Annotated in this window: 19 protein-coding genes; 16 read left to right on the top strand and 3 right to left on the bottom strand. The window is 68.5% G+C overall.

From position 1 onward, the window contains the following. Positions 1 to 29 precede the first annotated feature (29 nt). On the bottom strand, positions 30 to 1,871 hold the full coding sequence (locus tag AACH00_RS08035) for a sigma 54-interacting transcriptional regulator (protein ID WP_341398575.1): 1,842 nt from the start codon (positions 1,869 to 1,871) through the stop codon (positions 30 to 32). Between the two features lie 266 nt (positions 1,872 to 2,137). Here AACH00_RS08035 and AACH00_RS08030 point away from each other — a divergent pair, with 266 nt between their 5' ends. The 16 genes from AACH00_RS08030 (at position 2,138) to AACH00_RS07955 (ending at position 18,727) form a co-directional block, all read left to right on the top strand. Next, positions 2,138 to 3,616 carry an aldehyde dehydrogenase family protein gene (locus AACH00_RS08030; RefSeq protein ID WP_341398574.1) on the top strand — a complete coding sequence of 493 codons (1,479 nt, stop codon included), beginning with the start codon at positions 2,138 to 2,140 and terminating at the stop codon, positions 3,614 to 3,616. Between the two features lie 29 nt (positions 3,617 to 3,645). Continuing rightward, the gene (locus AACH00_RS08025) at positions 3,646 to 4,413 is read left to right on the top strand and encodes a coniferyl-alcohol dehydrogenase (RefSeq protein WP_341398573.1); all 768 of its coding nucleotides are present in this window, start codon (positions 3,646 to 3,648) and stop codon (positions 4,411 to 4,413) included. A gap of 7 nt (positions 4,414 to 4,420) precedes the next feature. Further along, on the top strand, positions 4,421 to 5,599 hold the full coding sequence (locus tag AACH00_RS08020) for an ABC transporter substrate-binding protein (protein WP_341398572.1): 1,179 nt from the start codon (positions 4,421 to 4,423) through the stop codon (positions 5,597 to 5,599). Between the two features lie 54 nt (positions 5,600 to 5,653). Further along, entirely contained in the window at positions 5,654 to 6,844 is a 1,191-nt protein-coding gene (locus AACH00_RS08015) for an ABC transporter substrate-binding protein (protein WP_341398571.1), read from the top strand. Between the two features lie 51 nt (positions 6,845 to 6,895). After that, positions 6,896 to 8,635, top strand: coding sequence for a DUF1302 domain-containing protein (locus AACH00_RS08010; protein ID WP_341398570.1), 1,740 nt, complete (start codon positions 6,896 to 6,898; stop codon positions 8,633 to 8,635). 31 nt (positions 8,636 to 8,666) lie between these two features. Beyond that, entirely contained in the window at positions 8,667 to 10,019 is a 1,353-nt protein-coding gene (locus AACH00_RS08005) for a DUF1329 domain-containing protein (protein WP_341398569.1), read from the top strand. Continuing rightward, positions 10,016 to 11,092, top strand: coding sequence for a WD40/YVTN/BNR-like repeat-containing protein (locus tag AACH00_RS08000; RefSeq protein WP_341398568.1), 1,077 nt, complete (start codon positions 10,016 to 10,018; stop codon positions 11,090 to 11,092). Before AACH00_RS08005 ends, AACH00_RS08000 begins: the two co-directional genes overlap by 4 nt. A gap of 11 nt (positions 11,093 to 11,103) precedes the next feature. Next, positions 11,104 to 13,530, top strand: a complete 2,427-nt coding sequence (locus AACH00_RS07995) for an efflux RND transporter permease subunit (RefSeq protein WP_341398567.1) — start codon at positions 11,104 to 11,106, stop codon at positions 13,528 to 13,530. Further along, the gene (locus tag AACH00_RS07990) at positions 13,511 to 14,464 is read left to right on the top strand and encodes an alpha/beta hydrolase (RefSeq protein WP_341398566.1); all 954 of its coding nucleotides are present in this window, start codon (positions 13,511 to 13,513) and stop codon (positions 14,462 to 14,464) included. The genes AACH00_RS07995 and AACH00_RS07990 overlap by 20 nt, the downstream gene beginning before the upstream one ends. A 136-nt stretch (positions 14,465 to 14,600) precedes the next feature. Then, positions 14,601 to 15,599 (top strand): Bug family tripartite tricarboxylate transporter substrate binding protein, encoded by a 999-nt coding sequence (locus AACH00_RS07985; protein ID WP_341398565.1) that lies wholly within the window; start codon positions 14,601 to 14,603, stop codon positions 15,597 to 15,599. A 100-nt stretch (positions 15,600 to 15,699) separates the two neighbouring features. Further along, a complete protein-coding gene (locus AACH00_RS07980) occupies positions 15,700 to 16,068 on the top strand; it encodes a DUF6404 family protein (RefSeq protein WP_341398564.1) in 369 nt (122 codons plus the stop codon). Between the two features lie 9 nt (positions 16,069 to 16,077). Beyond that, the gene (locus AACH00_RS07975; protein WP_341398563.1) at positions 16,078 to 16,581 is read left to right on the top strand and encodes a RidA family protein; all 504 of its coding nucleotides are present in this window, start codon (positions 16,078 to 16,080) and stop codon (positions 16,579 to 16,581) included. A 17-nt stretch (positions 16,582 to 16,598) separates the two neighbouring features. Beyond that, entirely contained in the window at positions 16,599 to 17,060 is a 462-nt protein-coding gene (locus tag AACH00_RS07970) for a hypothetical protein (protein ID WP_341398562.1), read from the top strand. Positions 17,061 to 17,075: 15 nt separating this feature from the next. Continuing rightward, positions 17,076 to 17,624, top strand: coding sequence for a DUF1697 domain-containing protein (locus AACH00_RS07965; protein ID WP_341398561.1), 549 nt, complete (start codon positions 17,076 to 17,078; stop codon positions 17,622 to 17,624). A 54-nt stretch (positions 17,625 to 17,678) separates the two neighbouring features. After that, the gene (locus AACH00_RS07960; RefSeq protein WP_341398560.1) at positions 17,679 to 18,164 is read left to right on the top strand and encodes a hypothetical protein; all 486 of its coding nucleotides are present in this window, start codon (positions 17,679 to 17,681) and stop codon (positions 18,162 to 18,164) included. Then, positions 18,161 to 18,727, top strand: a complete 567-nt coding sequence (locus AACH00_RS07955; protein ID WP_341398559.1) for a YdeI/OmpD-associated family protein — start codon at positions 18,161 to 18,163, stop codon at positions 18,725 to 18,727. The genes AACH00_RS07960 and AACH00_RS07955 overlap by 4 nt, the downstream gene beginning before the upstream one ends. 136 nt (positions 18,728 to 18,863) lie before the next feature. Here AACH00_RS07955 and AACH00_RS07950 read toward each other — a convergent pair whose 3' ends face one another. Continuing rightward, complete coding sequence (locus tag AACH00_RS07950) at positions 18,864 to 20,609, bottom strand: glycosyl hydrolase family 17 protein (protein WP_341398558.1); 1,746 nt, start codon at positions 20,607 to 20,609, stop codon at positions 18,864 to 18,866. 25 nt (positions 20,610 to 20,634) lie between these two features. After that, positions 20,635 to 21,936 carry a hypothetical protein gene (locus tag AACH00_RS07945; protein WP_341398557.1) on the bottom strand — a complete coding sequence of 434 codons (1,302 nt, stop codon included), beginning with the start codon at positions 21,934 to 21,936 and terminating at the stop codon, positions 20,635 to 20,637. Positions 21,937 to 22,049 lie beyond the last annotated feature (113 nt).

Below are 22,049 nucleotides of genomic sequence, written 5' to 3'. Positions count from 1 at the left end.
ATGGACGCCGCCTGCTTCGAAACAGCCACCTACCGTGGGGCCTGTTCAGTGTTCGCGGTGGGCACGGCGCCCGCTCCCGCCACCGACTTCAACCGATACGCCAGCTGCGCCCGGCTGAGCCCCAGCATGCGCGCCGCGGCCGACAAGTTGCCGCCAGCGCGGCTCACCGCGTCGTCCATCAGCGCGCGTTCCAGCTGCGCCAGGTCCAGGGTCTGCGACACCGGGTCGGCCAGCCGCTCGAACAGGCTGCCGGCTTCGGCGGTGGGCGCCTTGTCGTCATCGTCATCTTCCTGAAGGTGCTCCGCGGCCAGTGCACCCGCCGCGCTGAGCGAGAACCAGCCGCCGTCGCCGATCTGTTCCTTGCGCAGCATGTGGGGCAGGTCGATCACGCTGCCCTCGTCGGCACTGATCACGCCGCGCTCCACCATGTTCTGCAGCTCACGGATATTGCCCGGAAAGCCATAGCCCATCAGCGCCTTCACGGCACGCGGTGTGTAGCCCAGCAGCTGCCGCCCGTGGCTGCGGGCGTAGACGTGCAGGAAATGGCTCATCAGCAGAGGGATGTCTTCGCGCCGGTTGCGCAGCGGCGGCAGGTGGATGGGGTACACATCGAGCCGGTAGAACAAGTCTTCGCGGAAGCGCCCGGCCTGCACTTCGGCGCGCAGGTCCACGTTGGTGGCGGCAATCACGCGCACATCCACCTGCAGCGTGCGCGTGCCGCCCACGCGTTCAATCTCACCTTGCTGCAAGGCCCGCAGCAGCTTGCCCTGGCTGACCAGGCTGAGCGTGCCGATCTCGTCGAGAAAAAGGGTGCCGCCATCGGCCCGCTCGAAGCGGCCGGGGCGCGACTGTGATGCGCCGGTGAATGCACCCCGCTCAACGCCGAACAGTTCAGACTCGACCAGGTTGTCCGGGATGGCCGCGCAGTTGATCGCCACGAACGGCTTGGCCGCTCTCGGGCTGATGCGGTGCAGCGTGGACGCGAACATTTCCTTGCCCACACCCGACTCGCCGGTGAACAGCACCGTCGCCTTGGTCGGGGCCACGCGGCTCAGCATGTGGCAGGCGGCCTTGAAGGCCGACGACACGCCCACCATGTCCGACGCATGGCCGTCGGCCAGTGCCGCCGAGCCCAGCACGGCCCGGGGTGCGCCGCCGTGGGTGTCGGTGGCCAGGAAGGCCTGGGCGTTCAGGTAGCGCAGGTCGTCGCTGATGTCGCCCCAGGCTTCCGCCGTCTTGCCGATTACCCGGCAGAGCGACGCGCCCATCGAGCGGCACTCCACCTCGCGGAACACCACCAGCCGGCCCATCATGCCGGTGACATAGCCCATGGCGTAGCCCAGCTGCATCCAGCAGGCCGGCTCGGTGCCCACGCCGTAAGAGGCGATGTGTTCGTCGTCCTCGCTGGCGTGGTGCCAGAGGAATTCGCCGAAGTAATGGCCGCGCTCCGGGTCGATCTCGAACGCCACCGGCTCGACCTTCACCACACCTTCCAGCGCATGCAGCCGGGTGCCCGCCATGAAGACCTGGACCATGTCGCCGTCGGGCCAGCGCTCACGCACCAGCGTGGCGTCACGCGCGCCCGATTCATAGCCGGCGCGGGTCAGCAGGCCGCGCGCGCGCTCCAGCCCCAGGGTCTCGATCAGCTCGCGGCGCAGCGTGCCCATCGAGGCGCTGTGCATCAGCACCATGCGCTGGTCTTTCAGCCAGATGCGGCCATCGCCCGGCGCGAAGAACAGGCATTCGGTGATGTCCGACAGCTGCGGTTGTTCGCGGGCGTTCAGCGGCGGCGGATCGCCGGGACGCATCAGCGCGCCGGTCGTGCGGGAAACCTCGGCAAGAGACACACGGGACGGTGCAGTGGTGGACATGCGCAAGCAGACAAGGGTCGGAACGGGGGGCAGTGTGGCCGTGAGTTGATGAATTGATCAAGTCACCCCCCGGGAAAACGAGAGGCCTCTGGCCTGCGTGCCAGCCTGCCCAGAGCTTCGGGAAAGTCCGGGGTCTCTCCTGTGTGCGAAGCCCCTGTGCAGGGCCTCGGCGGGCGGGTTGGCACGCCGTCCGGCCTGTGGTTTGCGTAAAGAAAGCCGACAGCACAACGCTGTATCCATTTCGCCAACACCTGGAGATACCGACCATGGGCGCCCCCGAATCCCTTTCCCTGCTCAACCCGGCCCGCCACGCTGGCGGTGTGTTCGTCAACGGTGAATGGCAACGGCCACGCGGTGGCAGCCGTGTCGTCACCGAGCCGGCCACGGGCCTGGAGCTGGCCGCGTCTGCCGTGGCCAATGCCGAAGACATGCGTGAGGCCATCGCCCAGGCCCATGCCGCCCAGCGCGCCTGGGCCGCCACCAACCCGCGTGAGCGTGCCGCCGTCCTGCTGCGCGCCGCCGAGGGGCTGCAAGCGCATTTCGACGAGCTGGCACTGGCCATCGCCCGTGAAACCGGCGGCATCCTGGCCAAGGGCCAGCACGAGGTGCGCGAGGCCATCGTGATCTGCCAGATCGCCGCCGGGCTGCCGCTGCAGGCGCAGGGCCAAGTGCTGCCGGCCACGCCGGGGCGCCTGTCGATTGCGCGCCGTGTGCCGCACGGCGTCATCGGCGTGATCTCGCCGTTCAACTTCCCGCTGATCCTCGGCATCCGCTCGGTGGCGCCGGCCCTCGCCTTGGGCAATGCCGTGGTGCTTAAGCCGGACACCCGCACACCTGTCACGGGCGGCGCCATCATGGCCGAGATCTTCCAGCGCGCCGGCCTGCCGAGCGGCCTGCTGCAGATGCTGCCCGGCGACGCAGAAGCCGGCGAAGCGCTGGTGACGGACTCCCGCGTGCCGATGATCGCGTTCACCGGTTCACCCGCCGTGGGGCGTCGCATCGGCGAGCTGGCTGGCCGCCATCTGAAGAAGGTGTCGCTGGAGCTGGGCGGTGCCAACAACCTGGTGATCCTCGACGACGCTGACCTGGACGCAGCCGCCAGCGCCGCCGCCTTCGGCGCCTGGTTCCACCAGGGCCAGATCTGCATGGCCAGCAACCGCGTGCTGGTGCACGAGAAGATCGCCGACGCACTGAAGGCCCGTCTGGTGGCCAAGGCCGGCTACCTGCCGGTGGGCGATGGCGCCAGTGGCCAGGTGGCCCTGGGCCCGATGATCGACAACAAGCAGCTGCAGCGCTTCAACGCGCTGGTGCATGAGACGGTGGCGCAGGGCGCCACGCTGGAAGCCGGTGGCAGCCACACCGGGCTGTGCTATCAGCCAACCGTGTTGTCAGGCGTGAAGCCCGGCATGCGCAGCTTCGACGACGAGCCCTTCGGCCCGCTCGTCAACCTCGTCACCTTCAGCACCGACGACGAAGCCGTGGCACTGGCCAACAACAGCCAGGGCGGCCTGTCTGCGGCGGTCATCAGCCATGACGTGGGACGCGCCCTGGCGCTGGGTGAGCGCCTGAACGCCGGCATGGTCCACATCAACGACCAGACCGTCAACGACGAGTGCACCAACCCCTTCGGTGGCCCCGGCCTGGGCGGCAACGGCAGTGCCGTGGGCGGCCCCGCCGACATCGACGAATACACCCGCTGGCAATGGCTGACCGTCAAGGCGGCGCTGCCCGCCTTCCCGTTCTGAGCCCCACGACATCCCCACAGGAGACCCTCATGAATCTGCAGAACAAGACCATCGTCGTCACCGGCTGCTGCTCGGGTATCGGCGCCGACTTTGCCAAGCTGGCCCGCCAGGCCGGCGCGCGCGTCATCGGCATGGACCGCAACGACCCCACGCTGAGCCTGGACGGCTTCGTCAAGGTGGATCTGGGCGATGTGGCCTCGATCGACGCCGCGGTGGCCCAGCTGCCTGAGCGCATCGACGCCCTGGCCAACATCGCCGGCGTGCCCGGCACGGCGCCGCTGGACCTGGTGGCCCGCGTCAACTACCTCGGCCTGCGTCACCTGGTGCAGGCGGTGCTGCCGCGCATGCCGCAGGGCGGCTCGGTGGTCAACGTGGCGTCGATCCTCGGTGCCGAGTGGCCGGCGCGCCTGGAGCTGCACCGCGAGCTGGGCCAGACCACCAGCTTCAGTGAAGGCGCCCAGTGGCTGCGCGACCACCCGGTGCCGGAGGCGACGAGCTACCAGTACTTCAAGGAAGCCCTGATCGTCTGGACCCTGACCCAGTCGCAAGCCATCTTCATGCAGCACGGCGTGCGCATGAACTGCGTTGCACCGGGGCCGGTGTTCACGCCCATCCTCGGCGACTTCGTGCAGATGCTCGGCGAAGAACGTGTGCAGAAGGATGCCCACCGCATGAAGCGCCCGGCCTTCAGCGATGAAGTGGCGCCGGTGATCGGCTTCCTGTGCAGCGACGCATCGCGCTGGGTCAGCGGCATCAACCTGCCGGTCGATGGCGGTCTGGCCTCGACCTACTACTGAGTCCGGCATGCGCACGCCTCCGCTGCGGCATGGCCGCCTGCTCGCCTGCCTGCTGCTTGCCGCCCTGTGCGGCGTGGCGCAGGCGCAGGCGTCCGCTGCGCGGCCGATCAAGGTGGGCGCGCTCAGCGCACTGAGCGGGCCCACCGCCTTTCCGGAGGCGCCGCGGGCCGCCAAGGCCTATTTCGACGCGGTCAACGCGGCCGGGGGTGTGCACGGCCGACGCATCGAGTACCTCTCGCTGGACGAGATGCCGGATCTGGCCAGCGCGGCCCGTGCCGCCGAGCGCCTGCTGTCCGACCCCGAGGTCGTGGCCCTGGCCGGCGGCTCGGGCCTGCTGGATTGCGCCGCCAACGCCCAGCGCTACGCGGCCGCTGACCTCATGGTGCTGCAAGGCGCCTCGGTGGCACCGCAGTGCTTCAGCACCTCGCACATCGTGCCGGTGAACAACGGCCCCTACACCGGACTGGCCAGCGCGCTGCTGTTCGCCCGGCAGCAGCTGGGCAGCCCGCAGCCCTGCATCGCGATGCTGGACCTGCCCGGCATGCGGGCCGGCTACCAGCAGGCGCTGGACCAGCTGGCGCGCCAGACGGGCCAGGTCTCGCCTCCGCTGCGGGCCGTCGGTCTGCAGGACGACCCGCGCGAGGCCTTGCGCGAGTTCGAACGCCAGGGCTGTCGCAGCATCGTCTTCACTGGTCACGAGGCGGCCGTTCCGGCCTGGCTGCAGGCCGCCCGCAGCCTGGGGCTGCGCGACCGGCAGTGGCTGTTCCTGACCCCGGCTTACACCAGCGCCCTGGCGCGCAGCCTGCCCACCGATCTGGGCCCGGTCTACGTGATGGCCGAATTCGAACCCTGGAGCGGCAGCTCGCTGCCGCTGCTGGACTGGAAGCGGCTGATGCGTCAGGCCGGCTTGCCGGCCAGCTCGCTGTCCCAGGGCGGCTACCTGGCGGCGCAGCACCTGGTCAAGGTGCTGATGGGCCTGAAGGGGCCGATCACCCGCGCCAGCGTCAGCGAAGCCTTGCGCCAGCACCCGCCGCTGAGCCACCCGATGCTGGGTATGCCCCTGGCGATCGGGCGGGCAGGCGCCCACAACCCCAACCGCAGCGCCTTGCCCATGCAGCTGATCGACGGCGCCTGGCGCGTCGCCGCCACCCAGTGGATCCAGGTTCCGGCCAGCGCCTCGCCCTGAAAGATCAGCCCCTCCCCGTTCCCCCCCGTGACAACGACAACACCCGGAGACTCCATGCACCACCGACCCACCCCATCCCGGCCCAAGCGCCTGAACAGCCTGCGCCACCTGCTCGCCCTGTCTGCCCTGGGCCTCGCCAGCCTCGCAGCGCAGGCCGAAGTGACCATCGGCGTCAGCCTGTCGCTGACTGGCCCGCTGTCCTCGCTCGGGCTGCCTCAGCAGGCCACGCTCGCGCTCTGGCCTGATCGTGTGGCGGGTGAGCCCATCAAGCTCGTGATCCTGGACGACGCCTCCGACACCAGCGCCGCGGTGAAGAACGCGCGCCGCTTTGTCAGCGAGCAGCAGGTGGACCTGATGCTGGGCTCGTCCGGTGTGCCGGGGGTGCTGGGCATGGCCGGTGTGGCCACCGAAGGCCGAACGCTGCAGCTGGCCTTTGCGCCCGCACCGCGCCAGGGCGGGCCTGAAGACTGGACCTTCACGCTGCCGCAACCGGTGCCGCTGATGTCCGATGCGCTGGCCGCCCGCATGGTGCGCGACAAGGTGAGGCGCGTGGCCTTCCTCGGCTGGAACGAGGGCTATGGCGAGATGTGGCTGAACGCCTTCACGGCGTCAGCCCGTCAGGCTGGGCTGGAGATTGTGGCCACCGAGCGCTTCTCGCCGGTGGACACCGGCATCACCGCGCAGGCGCTGAAGGTGCTGGCCACCAAGCCGGATGCGGTGCTGGTGGTGGGGGCCGGCTCGGCCGCAGCCATGCCGCAGATCCAGCTGAAAGAACGGGGCTGGACCGGCCCGATCTACCAGACCCACGGCGCCGGCTCACCCGATTTGCTGCGTGTGGGCGGCAAGGCGATGGAAGGCACGGTGCTGCCCGCCGGGCCGGTGCTGGTGGCCGAGCAGCTCGACGTGGGCAGCCCGGTGCGCCCGGTGGCGATGGACTACGTCACCCGCTTCGAGAAGCTGAAGGGCGCCAACACCCGCAGCCAGTTCGGCGCCCATGCCTTCGATGCGCTGAAGGTGCTGGAGCGCATCGTGCCCGTGGCCCTCAAGCGGGCCCGCCCTGGCACGCCGGCCTTCCGCCAGGCGCTGCGTGATGCGCTGGAGAGCGAGAAGGACATCGCCATCTCGCACGGCGTTCTGAACTACAGCCGCAGCAACCACCTGGGCTATGACGACTGCGGCGTGGCGATGCTGCGCATCCATCAGGGCCGATTCGTTGTGGAGGGCCTGCCGACCAAGACACGCTGACCCCCGACCCACACCCCCGACCCCACAAAAAAACGATACCGGAGACAAGACATGATGATTCGACGCACCGCCCTCGCGGCGGCGGCGCTGGTTGCGCTCGTCCCTGCAGCCCGGGCCTTCACCGTAGACACCGACGACGCCGACCTGAAGGTCCGTCTGGACCTCACCCCGAAATACAGCACGGCCTACCGCCTGCATGATCCATCGGTCGCGCTGTCGCGGCTCGATGTGGCGGCAGACCCCGGCACCGTCAACGAGGACGACGGCAACCACAACTTCCGCAAGGGCCAGATCTCGAACCGCGTTGATCTGCTCGCGGAGTTTGATCTCTCCGCCACGGGCTGGGGCCTGCGCGTGAGCGGCAACGCCTGGCGCGATGCGGTGTACCTGCGCGCCAACCGCTATGCCGGCACGCCCCTGTTCGCCGCAGGCAATGCGCTGGGGCCGGTGATCTCCACCTCGAACAACAGCGCGGGCCAGGCGCCGAACGAGTTCCTGGAGGCCACCCGCCGTCAACACGGCCAGGGCACCGAAGTGCTCGACGCCTTCGTGTATGCCAAGGGTGAGATTGCCGGCATGCGCGGCACGGTGCGGCTGGGCAAGCACACGCTGCAGTGGGGCGAAAGCCTGTTCTTCGGCCAGAACGGCATTGCCAATGCGCAGGGGCCGGTGGACGTGGCCAAGATCCTGTCGGTGCCGGGCTGGCAGTTCAAGGAAGTGCTGCTGCCGGTGGAGCAGGTGTCCGGCTCGCTGCAGGTGGCTGACGGCGTGAACGTGGGCGCCTATGTGCAGCTGAAATGGCGGCCGAGCAAGATCCCCGGCGTCGGCAGCTACTTCTCGAACCAGGACTACGTGGGCACCGGGTTGGTGAACTTCGGCAACGACGCCGCCGGCAACCCCGTGCTGCTGGCGTATGACCCTGCCAAGGACCAGCGCCCGCGCAATGGCGGGCAGGGCGGTGTGCAGGTGCGCTGGGCACCGGCCGACAGCGACTACCAATTCGGCTTCTACGCCGCGCAGTACCACGACAAGACGCCGGCCGCGCCGGTGTTCGACTTCGTCAACGGCCATGTGCGCCTGGCGTATGCCGAGAACGTGCAGACCGTCGGCGCCAGCGTCACCGCATCGGCCGGGCAGTTGAACTGGGCGGTGGAAGGCTCCCTGCGGCACAACGCGCCGCTGGCGGCTGATCCGGCGGTGCTGGGCCTGGGCCCGATCCTGGCCTGTGGTGCCAGCCGCGACAGCGCCTGCTACCCCATGGGCAACACGGCGCATCTGCAGGCCTCGGGCATCTATGTGCTGCAGCCGGGCGCGCTGTGGGGCGGTGGTGCGCTGGTGGGCGAGCTGGCCTACAACCGCACGCTGAAAGTCACCCGCGACATCTTCGCCATCGGCCCCGGTGGCAGCAATGCGGGCCTGGGTGGCCTGGACCCGAACACCACCAAGGGCGCGTGGGCGCTGCGCCTGCTGTTCGAGCCGCAGTACTTCCAGGTGCTGCCCGGCCTTGACCTGTCGGTGCCCATCGGCCTGGGCGTGAATTTTGGCGGGCGCTCTTCGGCGATCAGCAACTTCGCCGGGGGCGCATCAAACGCGGGCGACTACAGCATCGGCGTGAAGGGCAAGTACCAGAACGACTGGAACGTCTCGCTGAGCTGGACCGACTACTTCGGCAAGGCCCGCACCTTCACTGAAACGCTGGTGGCCGGCAGCGGCTCACCCCGCCAGCTGACCTTCGGCCAGACGCTGAGCGACCGCGGCCATGTCGCGTTCAGCCTGTCGCGCACCTTCTGACCGCCCCTACCCATTTCGCACGGAGAACCCCATGAACCGAATTCTTATGGCCAACGCGCTGCTGGCGCTGTGCGTGGCCGGTGGCGCCAGCGCCGCCGTCACCGCCGATGAAGCCGCACGCCTGAAAACCACCCTGACGCCGATGGGCGCCGAACGCGCCGCCAACAAGGACGGCAGCATCCCCGCGTGGGACGGCGGCTACACCAAGGTGGCCTCGGGCTGGAAGCCGGGCGAGGCGCGGCCAGACCCCTTCGCCGCCGACAAGCCGCTGTTCAGCATCGACGCCAAGAACATGGACCAGCACGCTGGCAAGCTCAGCGACGGCGTCAAGGCCTTGATGAAGAAGCAGCCCGGCTTCCGCATCGATGTCTACCCGAGCCACCGCAGCGCCGCCGCCCCGCAATGGGTCTATGACAACACTGCGCGCAATGCCACGCGCGCCAAGCTGGTCGACGAGGGCCAGGGCACTGAAGGCGCCTACGGCGGCGTGCCCTTCCCGATTCCGAAGGACGGGCAGGAGGTGATCCAGAACCACCGCCTGGCGTGGACGGGCTCCAACGTGCAGGCGCAGGTGCGTGTCTGGGTCATGACGGCCGATGGCAAGCGCGCCATGGCCTCTGGCGGGGTGCAGAGCCTCAGCAAGCCCTATTACGACCCGAGCGGCAGCCTCGACAAGTTCGACGGCTTCTACAGCCTGGGCAAGTTCGCCGTCACCGAGCCGGGCTCGAAGGCCGGCGAGGCCATCCTGGCGCACGACAGCATCAACGCCAGCAAGCCGCGCGGGCTGTGGCAATACCTGGTGGGCCAGCGCCGCGTGCGCAAGGCCCCTTCGGTGGCCTACGACACGCCTGACTCGGTGACCTCGGGCATCGGCTTGTTCGATGAAGCCTTCAACCTCTTCGGCCCGATCGACAAGCACCAGCTCAAGCTGGTCGGCAAGCGCGAGCTCTACATCCCCTACAACAACAACCGGGCGGCGGCGGCCAAGGTCAGCGATCTGGTGATGCCGGGCACGCTGAACCCGAACCTGGTGCGCTGGGAGCTGCACCGCGTGTGGGAAGTGGAGGCCACGCTGGCCGACGGCAAGCGCCATGTGGTGCCCAAGCGCAAGTACTACATCGACGAAGACAGCTGGCAGATCGTGCTGTTTGACGGCTGGGACGCCAAGGGCGAACTCTGGCGCACCAACTACTCGCTGACGCTGCTGGTGCCTGACCTGCCTGCGGTGGTGGCCAACATGATGTGGGGCGGCTACGACCTGCAGACCGGCGCCTACTACCTGAACATGGCCGGCAATGAATTGCCGATGCAGTACAAGCCGGTGCCCCCGCTGTCTCGCGGCTTCTTCAGCCCCGAGGAGCTGGCCAACGAGGGTGCGCGGTGAGCCTGCATCACACCGGAGTGAGCCGGCGGCAGCTGCTGGCGACAGCGCCTGCCTGGCTGGCAGGCCACGCACTGGCCGCCGCCCCTGCGGAGATGCCGACGGCATTGCCGCTGGTGCTGCAGCAGCCGGCGGTGGCCAGCGCCAAGGCGCAGGGCTTGACGATGCTCGCCGTGGCGCGCGCCGGGCAGCGCCTGGTGGCAGCCGGCGAGCGCGGCACTGTATTGCTGTCAGACGACCACGGGCAGACCTGGCGACAAGCCCGGGTGCCCGTGCAGGTCAGCATCACGGCGCTATGCTTCGTGGACGAGCGCACCGGCTGGGCAGCCGGCCACCTGGGCGCGTTGCTCAAGACGCAGGACGCCGGCGAGACCTGGGTGTTGCAGTTTGACGGGCAACGCGCCGCAGCCGCCATTGCAGGCGCCTGGCAAGACGGCACTGAGGCCGAGCGCCGCAAGGCACGGCGGTGGCTGGCCGAGGGGCCGGACAAGGCCTTCTTCGACCTCTGCTTCACCGACGCCCGCCATGGCGTGGCGGTGGGCGCGTACGGCATGGCCTTCAGCACCGCCGACGGCGGCGAGAGCTGGCAAGCCCTGACGCCAGCCTTGCCCAACCCCGGCAGCCAGCACCTGTACGCCGTGCGCGTCGTGCAGGGGCGGCTGATGCTGGCCGGTGAGCAGGGCCTGCTCATCCGCGCCGACGACACCGGCCGTCGTTTCGAGCTGCTGCCGCCGCCGAGCAAGGGCACCTTGTTCGGCCTGGTGGCCTTGCCCTCGGGCACCTTGCTCGTGCACGGCCTGCGCGGGCAACTGCTGCGCAGCACCGACCAGGGCGCGCACTGGCAGAAGATCGACACGGGCACCACCGCCACGCTCAGTGCCGGCCTGCCGCTGGCAGACGGCCGCGTGCTGCTGCTGGCACAAACTGGTGAGCTGCTGCTCGGCCTTGACGACGGCCGGCAAGTGAAGCCGCTGCCCGGCCGCGCCGGTGTGCCCGCTGCGGCGCTGGGCGCTGCCGCCGATGGCCACCTGCTGGTGGCGAGCCTGCGCGGCATGCGCCGCCTTCCCGCGCCCTGAACGGAACCCTCATGCACGCTGATACTTCGCTGGACGCCCAGCCGGTCGTCGCTCGCCTTGAAGACTTTGACCCGCGCTCGGGCGGCAAGGTCGAGCGCCTGTTGTTCAACCACCGCGGCTGGGTGATGCTGGCCTGCCTGCTGGCCACGCTGCTGCTGGGCTGGAGGGCCCTGGGCCTGCAACTCAACGCCAGCTTCGACAAGACGCTGCCCGCGCAGCACCCCTACATCGTCAACTACCTGCACCACCAGGGTGACCTGGCCGGGCAGGGCAATGCCCTCCGCATCGCCGTTGAAACCACCGGCAACTCGATCTACGACAAGGACTACCTCGACACGCTGCGCCGCCTGAATGACGCGGTGTATCTGCTGCCGGGCGTGGACCGGCCGTTCATGAAATCGCTCTGGACCAGCAACACCCGCTGGGTCGCCGTCACCGAAGACGGGCTGGACGGCGACACCGTGCTGGGCGACAGCTACGACGGCTCACCCGCCTCGCTGGACGTGGTCCGCGCGAACGTGGAGCGCTCGGGCGAGATCGGCCAGCTGGTGGCCACCGACTTCAAGTCGAGCATCCTGTTCGTGCCGCTGCTGGAGCGTGATCCGCGCACCGGCCAGCCGCTGGACTACGGCGAGCTGGGCTGGCAGCTGGAAGAGCTGCGCGCCAAGCATGAGAGCGATCACCTGAAGATCCACATCACCGGCTTTGCCAAGGTGATGGGCGATCTGATCGAAGGCATGCGCCAGGTCGTGATGTTCTTCGGCGTCGCCCTGTTCATCTGTGCGGCGGTGCTGTTGGCCTACACCCGCTGTGTGCGCTCGACCGCGCTGGTGGTCACCTGCTCTCTGGTGGCGGTGGTCTGGCAATGTGGTCTGCTGGCCTGGGCGGGTTATCAGCTTGATCCCTATTCGGTGCTGGTGCCCTTCCTGGTGTTCGCCATCGGCATGAGCCATGGCGCGCAGAAGATGAACGGGATCATGCAGGACATCGGGCGCGGCACCCACCGCGTGGTGGCCGCGCGCTACACCTTCCGGCGGCTCTTCGTGGCCGGCCTGACAGCGCTGCTGTGTGACGCCGTGGGCTTCGCCGTGCTGGCGCTGATCCGGATCGAGGTGATCCAGGATCTGGCCGTGGTGGCCAGCATCGGCGTGGCGGTGCTGATCATCAGCAACCTGCTGCTGTTGCCGATCTTGTTGAGCCATGTGGGCGTGTCCCCTGCGGCGGCGCAGCGCAGCCTGCAGCAAGACGTGGCCCACGAAGCCACCGGGCAGCGGGCCTGGTTGTGGCGCCAGCTTGACCGCTTCACCCGGCGTGGCCCGGCGCTGCTGGCTATCGGTGTGGCGCTGGTCATGGCGGTGGTGGGTCATGCGGTGAGCCTGCACCTGCAGATCGGTGATCTGGACCGCGGCGCGCCTGAGCTGCGCGCCGATTCGCGCTACAACCGCGACAGCGAGTTCATGACCCGGCACTACGCCGCCAGCGCCGACATTCTGGTGGTGATGGTGGCCACGCCGGAAGACCAGTGCACCCGCTACGACACGCTGGCGCGTGTCGACCAGCTGGCCTGGCGGCTGGAGCAGGTGGAGGGGGTGGAGGCCACCAACTCCATGGCGTTGTTGTCGAAGCTCGCCATGGTGGGCTACAACGAAGGGCAGCTGAAGTGGTTCGAGCTGATCCCGAATGACAGCGCTCTGGGCGGTGTGCAGACCCGCGCGCCGCGTGAGCTGTTCAACCAGGGCTGCTCCTTCCTGTCGCTGTATGTGTACCTGAAGGACCACAAGGCGCAGACCCTGACCCGGGTGGTGAACGAGGTGGAAACCTTCATCGCCGACGCACCCAAGGGTGATGAGCGCTTCATGCTGGCCGCGGGCAGCGCGGGCATTGCCGCAGCCACCAACATCGTCGTGCAGCAGGCCATGCGCGAGATGCTGCTGTGGGTGTACGGCGCGGTGATCGTGCTGTGCTTCGTCACCTTCCGCTCGTGGCGGGCGGTGGTGTGTGCGGTGCTGCCGCTGGTGCTCACCTCGGTGCTGTGCGAGGCGCTGATGGTGGTGCTGGGCATGGGCGTGAAGGTGGCCACGCTGCCGGTCATCGCGCTGGGCGTGGGCATCGGCGTGGACTACGCGCTGTACGTGCTGAGCGTGATGTTGGCCCGGCTCAAGGCGGGCGACAGCTTGTCGGATGCGTACCACCACGCGCTGCAGTTCACCGGCCGCGTCGTGCTGCTGACCGGTCTGACGCTGGCGCTGGCCGTGGGCACCTGGGCCGCTTCGCCCATCCGCTTCCAGGCCGACATGGGCGTGCTGCTGGCCTTCATGTTCATCTGGAACATGGTGGGTGCCCTGGTGCTGCTGCCGGCCCTCGCCCGATTCCTCTTGCCTGTTCAACCCGTCCAGCCCGTTCTTGGAGAACACCCCCATGCTCGATCTGCAGCTTGAAAAGTTGTTGCAACACGCCCGCGCCGCGGGCATGCCTGACCTGTGCGACGTGCCCCTGCCGGCCGCGCGTGGGCTGTACCGGCAGTTGATGTCCGCCATCAGCCAGCCCGAGGCGCCGGTGCATCAGCGCGATGTGCAGCTGCCCGGCGTGGCGGAAGGCAGCAGCCTGGGCGCCCGGGTGTATGCGCCGCCTGACGCCCACCGCCTGCCGGTGGTGCTGTGGTTCCATGGCGGCGGCTATGTGCTGGGTGATCTGGACGCCTACGACGGCCTGTGCCGCCAGCTGAGCCTGGACGCTCAAGCCGTGGTGGTGTCGATCGACTATCGGCTGGCGCCTGAGCACCCGTTCCCGGCGGCTTTTGATGACGCGCGGGCATCGCTGTCGTGGCTGCTTAGCGCTGCTGGCACTGCGGCATTGGGTGAAGCGGCGGACCTGACGCGCCTTGCCGTGGCAGGCGACAGCGCGGGCGCGGTGCTGGCTGCGTCCGTGGCCTTGCACGGCCGTGATGCCGGCCTGCCACCGCTGCGCTGCATGGCGCTGGCTTATCCGCCGGCGGCCGGCTCACAGCCCGGGGTGTTCCCGTCCAGAGCGCGCCACGCTTCAGGCCCGACGCTCACGGCGGCCACCGTGGCCTTCTTCGACAAGGCGTTTTTTGGTGAGGCAGCTTGTGCACCCGATTGGCGTGCTGCGCCGCTGTCGGCCCCGTCGCTGGCGGGCCTGCCGCCCACGCTCATCCAATTGGCAGCCTGGGACTTGCTGCGTGATGAAGGCGAGGCGCTTGCTGCGCGGATGTTGGCCGCGGGCACGCCGGTGACGCTGGTGGAATTCCACGGGCTGGCGCATGGCTACCTCGGGCAGGGTGCCGCGGTGGCTGCGGCGCACTCGGCGTTGCGGCAGATGGGCCAGTATCTGCACGACGGTTTGCGCGTCTGATGCACAGCGGGGCCTGCGTAGAACTACGCAGGCCCCGCCGGTGGCCCTTGCGGATGTGCCGCGGGTGGCGTGCTTTCACACTGGGGTGTGGCCGGCGATGCTGCCGAAGCCAACGTACAACGTTTGGAGACACCCCATGCAACACCCACTTCACCTCGCCGGCCTCGGCCGTCGCACCCTGCTGGCCCTGGGCGCCGGCCTGGCGCTGCTGCCCGCCGTTCACGCCCAGGCGCCGGCCTGGCCCACCAAGCCGCTGACCATGGTGGTGCCCTGGCCGCCGGCCGGCCCGTCAGACATCGCCGCGCGTCCGCTGGCCAAGGGCCTGCAAGACGTGCTGGGCCAGCCCGTGGTGATCGAGAACAAGGCCGGTGCCGGTGGCAATGTGGGCACCGCCGCCGTGGTGCAGGCCCCGGCTGACGGCTACACGCTGCTGGTCACCTCGAGCGCGCCCATCGCCATCAATGGCAGCCTCTACAAGAAGATGCCGTTCGACGCTGCGCGTGACCTGGTGCCGGTGACCAACGTGCTGCGCATGCCGCTGGTGCTGGTGGTGAATCCGGCGTCTGGCATCAACGATCTGGCCGGCCTGATGGCCTATGTGCGCAACAAGCCCGAAGGTGTGTCGATCGCCAATTCCGGCAACGGCACGCCGCAGCATCTGACGGCCGAGCTGTTCCGCGATGCGGCCCGGCTGAAGCTCGACCACGTGCCCTACAAAGGCTCGGCGCCGGCCATCTCTGACGTGCTGGCTGGCCACGTGCCGATGATGTTCGACAGCCTCGCGGCGATCATGCCGCACATCAAGTCGGGCAAGGTCAAGGCCATCGCCGTGACGGGCGCCAAGCGCTCAGCCCTGCTGCCTGCCGTGCCCACCATGGCCGAGGGCGGTGTGGCGGGTGTGGAGTCTTATGCCTGGTACGGCTTCTTCGCCAAGGCCGGCACGCCGCAGCCGGTGGTCGACAAGCTCAACGCGGCGGCGCTGCAGGTGATGAAGACGCCGGAGTTCCAGCGTGTGCTGACCGACGCCGGTTCCGAGTTCGTAGGCGACACGCCGGCGCACTTCGCGCAGTTCGTGAAGGCCGAGACGGTGAAGTGGGACCGCATCGTCAAGCAGAGCGGCGCCACGCTCGACTGACGGCCTGCTCGGGCGGTGCCGCGGCCGGGCGGCTGTGGCACCATCCCGCTCCAACGCTGTCGCGCCGCACTGGAGTGCGGCGGAGCGCCTGGAGCCTGATGTGACCGCCACGCCGTTTGCCACCTCGTTTGATGCCCGCCGCCAGAAGGCGCTGGAGTTGCTGGCCGCTGCCGGCATCCGTAAATCCAACTACCAGCCGCTGGCCTTGACCCTGATGTGGCGCGTGGGCCTGCAAGTGCCGCCGCCGCACTTCGCCAGCTTCTGGGGCCTGTGGGCCGTGGCCGGTTTGTACTTCAGCGTGGTCTGGGGCCTGATCATGTGGATCTTCGTCTGGCAGCCCCAAGGCCTGCCGATGCTCGCCGCGGGGTTCAATGCCACGCTGGCCGGCGCGCTGTTCGGCCTGGCCATGGCGGGCTACTACGCGTTCGGCCGCAAGCGCCACCAACTGCCGGCCTGGCAGTCGCTCTGAGGGTGCACGATGGTCGACCTGCTGCATGCCTCACTCGATGCGGACCAGCGCTTCGAGGCGCTCGCCACCCGACTGAACGCCCGCTTTGACGGCGAGATCCGCATCGGCGGCAATTACGCCTCGGTGGTGGCCGATGGCCGCACGCTGCATGTGAGCGGCCAGGTGCCCCGCGTGGGCACCGAGGTGGTGGTGCAGGGCCGCGTGGGGGGTGATGTGAACCTCGACGCGGGCCAGCACGCTGCCCGCATCTGCGCCATGCGCGTGCTGGCCGTGCTGCGCCAGCACCTGGGCAGCCTGTCGAAGGTGGCCCGCATCGCCAAGATCAATGTCTTCGTGCAGTGCACCGAGCACTTCACCCAGCACAGCGAGGTGGCCGATGCCGCCTCAGGCGTCTTCCACGAGGTGCTGGGCGAGCGCGGCGTGCATGCGCGCACCTCGGTTGGCGTGTACCAACTTCCGAAGAATGCGGCGGTGGAGCTGGACGCGGTGGCGATTGCCGTGGAGAGCGTGTGAGGCGCGCTGGCTTGCTGATGGCCGCTGCCGTGGCAGTGCTGGCGCTGCTGCAGGGTTGTGCAGCACCAAGCACCGGCGCCACCACCATCGCTGACTTCACCACCGACGGCTGCAGCCTGTTTCTTGACCGCGCGCTCGGCGGCGGCAAGGACTGGTGCCGCTGCTGCGCCGAGCATGACCTGGCCTACTGGCGCGGTGGCACCCAGCAGCAGCGCGCCCAGGCCGATGAAGCCCTGCGCGCCTGCGTGCGTGAACGCGCTGACAGCCCGGCGCTGGCCACAATGATGTTGCTGGGCGTGCGTGCCGGTGGTGGCCCGCAATGGCCCACCAGCTTTCGCTGGGGCTACGGCTGGGATTACGGCCGCTTCTTCACCCCGCTGACCGCAGCGGAGGCCGAGCAGGCAGCGCAGAAAGAGCAAAGCTTCCGCGCGCGCTTCCCTGATCTGCAATGCCCGGCCGCTGAGGCTGAAAGGCGCTGAGCCCCAACACACACCATGGCCGTCACCCACATCGCCTTCCTGCGCGCCATCAACGTCACCGGCCGCTTCATCAAGATGGTGGACCTGGCTGAGCACTTCCGGGCCATGGGTTGCGAGGACGTATCCACGCACATCCAGAGCGGCAATGTGATGTTCAACGCGGCCAGTCTGGCGGCCGGCGACATCGCTTCAAGCCTGGCTTCAGAGCTGGAGCAAAGCCTGGCGGCGCGCCTCGGTTTCACGTCCGAAGTCTTCCTGCGCACGCCTGCACAGCTGGCCGACATCCTGGCGCGTGCTGAAGCCGCAGCGGCTGGTCTGGCCCCGCCCGGTGAGGTGAACGTGGTCTTCCTCCCCCAGCCCTTGAGCGCTGAGCAGCAAGCCCAGCTGGCCGCGCTGCGCACCGAGCAGGACGATCTGCAGCACCACGGCAGCGAGGTGTACTGGCGCTGCCTCGTGCGCCAGTCGGCCAGCAAGTTCTCGAACAGCGTGGTGGAGCGCCGCCTGCGCCTGCGCGCCACGCTGCGCCGTACCAGCATGCTGCGGGGGTTGCTGGCTACCTTGTGAGGGCTCTGGCTACCATCGCATGTCTTCACCCTTTGCCGCTTGATGGAACGATCCATGTCTGCCGCACCAAGTCTGCACCGCTGGCTGTTCTTGTTGATGCCGTTGACTGCCGCGTTGGCTGGCCTGCCCGGCTGCAGCGAACTCGGCAATGACACCGGCCAGATCAGCCAGCGCATTGGCGAGCTGGCCCGCCAGCCCGATACCCGCAGCATCCGTCTGGCCAGCCTCACCACCTTCGGCTGGGACCGCTTCTACGTGTTCGCGCCGGGCACACCGCGCGCGGCGATCTGCGAGTTCATCCAGGCCAACCGCAACCAGTGCGGCCGCATCCTGCGTTACGAGGCGGTGCCCGCCACCCACACGGCGCTCGTGTTTGCGCTCGGCAATCAGCTCACCCACACCGAGCTGCACGCGCTGGCAAACGGCCAGCTTGATCTGCCGCCCAGCCCGCAGGGTTATCTGAAGGAGCAGGCGGTTTTCAAGGTGCGCCGGCAGCTGGCCGGTGACGGCCCCGGCGCGCTCATCCTGGAGCTGCAATGACGGCCACGCCGATGTTCTTTGCCACCCCGACCCTGTTCGGTGAATGGCTGGCGGCCCACGCGGCCACCGAGTCGTTTCTGGTCGTTGGTTTTCACAAGGTGGACTCGGGTGAGCCCAGCATGCGCTGGGGTGAATCGGTGGACGAGGCGCTGTGCGTGGGCTGGATCGACGGCGTGCGCAAACGCATCGACGACCAGCGCTACCAGATCCGCTTCACGCCGCGCAAACCCGGCTCGATCTGGAGCGCGGTGAACATCGCGAAGTTCGAGCAGCTGATGGCGGCCGGCCGCATTCAGCCTGCGGGCCTGGCGGCCTTCGAGCGGCGCAGCGAAGCCCGCTCGCGGGTGTATGCCTATGAGCAAACTGAAACGGCCAGCTTCACGGCGCCGGAGCTGGCCCTGTTCCAGGCGCAGCCGCAGGCCTGGCAGTTCTTCGAGGCCCTGGCACCCGGCTACCGCCGCACCGCCATGCACCACCTGCACAGCGCCAAGCGGCCCGAAACGCGGGCGGTGCGGCTTGCCCGGTTGATCGCCCGCTGCGCAGCGGGTGAGCGGCCGGTTTGACACCGCCGCCTGCCCAAGAGCCGGCGAGAAAAAAGCCGCTGAGGCTCAGGCGTTCATCACCCGGCATCAGCGGCATTCCTGAAGTTGCTCAGGCCACCGACACCAAAGGTGTCAGTGACGCAGACGCAGCAGCAACTTACTTCGACCAGTACACCGCATCCACCTGCAGCGGCACGCGCACGTTGGCGTTTGCAGACTTGCCGGTGACGGCGTAGCGGTCGGCGATGACGAACGGGTTGGTGACCTTGCTCATGTCGAGCTTGGACTTGCTCGGGTCCGTCATGCCGAAGGCCATGGCGCCGTGCGGCGTGATCGCGCTGATGGGGATCGACACGGTGTGCCAGGCGCCATCGTTCTGGTAGCCGTACTGGCCCGGCGCCAGCGTCATGTAGACGTCGTAGGCGCTGCCTTCGGTGACGGTGCCGGTGAGGAAGCCGACTTCGATGCTGCCCGGGTAGGTGGTGCGGATGCTGAAGTTCAGGTTGCCGGCGGTGGCGAACTGGCTGAGGTCTTCGGCCGAGGTTTGCAGCGCGGCGATCATGCCCCAGCCCCAGCTTTCCGGGCTCGGGGTGATTTCCAGGCTGTGGCCGGCGTCGGTGCTGGCCGAGCTGCTGGTGATCTCGCCGGCATAGGCTGTGGCCGGTGAGTTCCAGCCCACCCACAGCGGGGTTTCGGTCGGGCGGGCTTCACCAGCGGTGGTGGCTTCGGCATACACGCTGTAGCGGCTGGCCGTGACGGTGCCGTTGCCGGTGGCCGGCACGTAGTACAGCGCATCGGCGGTGGTGTAGCTGCCGGCTGCCCACTGGCTGCTCGGGTACAGGTTCTGGATGACGTAGCGGGCCTTGCGGTTCACGTCGAACAGGCCCCACTTGTCGTCGCCGCCCTTCCAGGGCTCGTCAAAGGCTTCGAAGTAGACGATGGAGGTGGGCTTGGCGGTGCTGCCCGCCATCCAGCTGGCCAGGCCGTCCACGAACATCTTCTGGTTGACCGGGTGGGCGCGGAAGGTTTCGCCGCCCGAGGCCACGGCCTTCCAGCCGGTTTCGCCGATCACGATGGGCATGTTCTTGAAGCCCTTGTCGTCGAGGTAGCTGCGCACGGCGGTGAAGTCGGCGCGGGTCTTGCCGAGGGCGGCGCTCATCATTGCGGCGGCGCGCTGGTTGGCGGCCACGCCGGTCTGCTGCCAGTCCCACGAGCCGGGCGTGAACACGCTGTCGGCCAGGGCGTAGGTGTGCACGGCGGCGAAGTCGACCACGTCGAGGATGCTGTTCGGCGCGGCGGCCCAGAACGCCCAGTTGTCGTCGGTGGTGACGGGCTGGGTGATGGCATCACGCACGCGGCTGATGTAGGTCTTCATCTGGGCCGGGTCGATCTTGTTGAACGACCAGCTCACCATGGTTTCGTTGCCCACGCTCACGGCCAGCACGATGTCGGGGTAGGCCTTGGCCAGGGCAATGCCGCGGTCCACTTCGGCGTCGCTGAAGGTGGTGTTGCCGCTGGCCACGTACACGCCCAGCATCACCTTGAAGTCGAGCTTGTCATCGCGGATGGTTTGCAGCAGCAGCTTGGCGACGGCGTCGGAGCTGTCAAAGATGCGCAGCAGCGTGAAGCCGCCGGTCTTCAGCAGCGCCAGGTCCTCGCGGATCATCGCGGCGGTGATGGTTTCGGTGTCCCGGTTGTCGCTGCGGAACGGGCTGTAGGCCACGGCCTTGCGGCTGGTGAACTCCGGGCTCAGCGTGCGAGCCTGCACGCCGGTGGTCGGCACCACGCCGCCACCGCCGCAGGCCGTCACCATCAGGCCGCTCAGGCCGACCAGACCGGCCGTGAGGGCCGCCATCAGTGCCCGCGCCGTGCGGCGCCCGGGCAGTTGGAAAAATTTGTTCATGGGGTTCTTTCGTGTGCGGGCGCGGTCAGAAGGTGTAGACGGCGCCGAGGCCGAACCAGTTGCCGTTCTTGGCGACGCGGGAATCAACGTTGGTGAAGGCGGCGTTGCCGGGCATCGACATCGGCGACAGGCCCAGGCGGCCGTAATGCACCATGCCGGCCAGGCCATACACCTGCAGGCCGTTGCCGTGGTCGTAGTTCAGGCCCACGGTGTTGACGAGGGCGGTGTTGCTCTGGCCGCGCTCGCTCGGGTTGTCGGTGCTGGCCTTGCCCAGCCAGGCCAGGCCGGTCGAGGCGGTCCAGGCGCCCATGCGGTAGCGCGCACCCAGCGACACATCCACCGAGGTGGCGGCATAACCCGGGTTGGCCACGCCCTTCAGCTGGCCGTTCCAGTCGACGTTGAACATGTTGTTCCACTGGGCCGACGCGCCGGGCTGGGTGATGACGGCGTAGGCGCCGCTCCAGCGGTTGCGACGGATGCCGCCCGAGAGCTCGATCTTGCTGTCCCACTGGTAGCGTGCCATCACCATCGCGATGCTCTGGCCCGAGCCGCCCAGCAGCTTGTCGTCGGCGGCGTTGGCGGTCAGGGCATTGAACGGGCCGTGGCCCCAGGCTTGCGGGTTGCCGTTGCGGCTGTCCTGCCAGATGGCGTCGACCACCAGATCGCCCTGGTGGTACTGGGCATACAGCTCCCAGAAGCGCGGCTTGTTGATCTTGAAGCCGGTGTCACCGCGGTCGTAGGTGGCCTCAAGCACCAGATCGCCATTGGCCACGTCGAGCACGCGCGAGGTGTAACGCACCGCATGGCCCACCAGGCCGTAGCCGGCGCCGCTGGAGGCCCATGCGTCGGCCACGCCGATGTTGCTGCCGTACGGATAGTCGGCCAGGCTCCAGGCGCGGGTGGTCATGGCGCCAACGCGCACGCTGCCCCAGTCTTCGTGGCTGAGCGCGATGTTGCGGTCGTACCAGAAGCCGGGGATGTCGACCGAGCCGTCACGCAGGCGCTGGCTGAGCAGGCCTGACAGCTTGAAGCCTTCGCCCAGATCAAACTTGGCGCCGAGCCAGGGCTGGAACAACGTGACGTGGGTGGTGGCGGTTTTGTATTCGGTGCCCGGCACCAGCTCGTCTGCCCACAGGCGCTGCTTGTTTTCTTCGGGGAAGCGCTGGCAGTTGTCGCAATGGTTGCTGCCGCGCTGGGCTTCGACCTTGCCGAAGCCGGTGAGCGAAAACGGGCCGAAGTCGACGGCGCTGGCGGGCAGGGCGGCCAGCAGGCTGCTGGCTAGCAAACCCAGGCCCAGCGCAGGGCGGAACGAAGCGGAGGTGATCATGGTGCTGTCTCTTTTTTGAATCGGCTGACGCATGCGTGAAAGCGCTTTCACAATTTAGGCGGTGCGGCGGGCAGCGTCAATGTCGGAGGGCTCCGTGTTTTCCCTTGTCGGGC

This window comes from Ideonella margarita, from assembly GCF_038066635.1.
Classification (GTDB): Bacteria; Pseudomonadota; Gammaproteobacteria; order Burkholderiales; family Burkholderiaceae_C; genus Ideonella; species Ideonella margarita.
Note: the sequence above shows the minus strand (reverse complement) of the source record. Positions and strands in the feature narration are given on the sequence as shown.

What these genes read in the sequence shown, in the direction of transcription:
- AACH00_RS08035 (WP_341398575.1), bottom strand. Translation starts at nt 1,871, where the DNA reads ATGTCCACCACTGCACCGTCCCGTGTGTCTCTTGCCGAGGTTTCCCGC.
- AACH00_RS08030 (WP_341398574.1), top strand. Translation starts at nt 2,138, where the DNA reads ATGGGCGCCCCCGAATCCCTTTCCCTGCTCAACCCGGCCCGCCACGCT.
- AACH00_RS08025 (WP_341398573.1), top strand. Translation starts at nt 3,646, where the DNA reads ATGAATCTGCAGAACAAGACCATCGTCGTCACCGGCTGCTGCTCGGGT.
- AACH00_RS08020 (WP_341398572.1), top strand. Translation starts at nt 4,421, where the DNA reads ATGCGCACGCCTCCGCTGCGGCATGGCCGCCTGCTCGCCTGCCTGCTG.
- AACH00_RS08015 (WP_341398571.1), top strand. Translation starts at nt 5,654, where the DNA reads ATGCACCACCGACCCACCCCATCCCGGCCCAAGCGCCTGAACAGCCTG.
- AACH00_RS08010 (WP_341398570.1), top strand. Translation starts at nt 6,896, where the DNA reads ATGATGATTCGACGCACCGCCCTCGCGGCGGCGGCGCTGGTTGCGCTC.
- AACH00_RS08005 (WP_341398569.1), top strand. Translation starts at nt 8,667, where the DNA reads ATGAACCGAATTCTTATGGCCAACGCGCTGCTGGCGCTGTGCGTGGCC.
- AACH00_RS07995 (WP_341398567.1), top strand. Translation starts at nt 11,104, where the DNA reads ATGCACGCTGATACTTCGCTGGACGCCCAGCCGGTCGTCGCTCGCCTT.
- AACH00_RS07990 (WP_341398566.1), top strand. Translation starts at nt 13,511, where the DNA reads ATGCTCGATCTGCAGCTTGAAAAGTTGTTGCAACACGCCCGCGCCGCG.
- AACH00_RS07985 (WP_341398565.1), top strand. Translation starts at nt 14,601, where the DNA reads ATGCAACACCCACTTCACCTCGCCGGCCTCGGCCGTCGCACCCTGCTG.
- AACH00_RS07975 (WP_341398563.1), top strand. Translation starts at nt 16,078, where the DNA reads ATGGTCGACCTGCTGCATGCCTCACTCGATGCGGACCAGCGCTTCGAG.
- AACH00_RS07970 (WP_341398562.1), top strand. Translation starts at nt 16,599, where the DNA reads ATGGCCGCTGCCGTGGCAGTGCTGGCGCTGCTGCAGGGTTGTGCAGCA.
- AACH00_RS07965 (WP_341398561.1), top strand. Translation starts at nt 17,076, where the DNA reads ATGGCCGTCACCCACATCGCCTTCCTGCGCGCCATCAACGTCACCGGC.
- AACH00_RS07960 (WP_341398560.1), top strand. Translation starts at nt 17,679, where the DNA reads ATGTCTGCCGCACCAAGTCTGCACCGCTGGCTGTTCTTGTTGATGCCG.
- AACH00_RS07955 (WP_341398559.1), top strand. Translation starts at nt 18,161, where the DNA reads ATGACGGCCACGCCGATGTTCTTTGCCACCCCGACCCTGTTCGGTGAA.
- AACH00_RS07950 (WP_341398558.1), bottom strand. Translation starts at nt 20,609, where the DNA reads ATGAACAAATTTTTCCAACTGCCCGGGCGCCGCACGGCGCGGGCACTG.
- AACH00_RS07945 (WP_341398557.1), bottom strand. Translation starts at nt 21,936, where the DNA reads ATGATCACCTCCGCTTCGTTCCGCCCTGCGCTGGGCCTGGGTTTGCTA.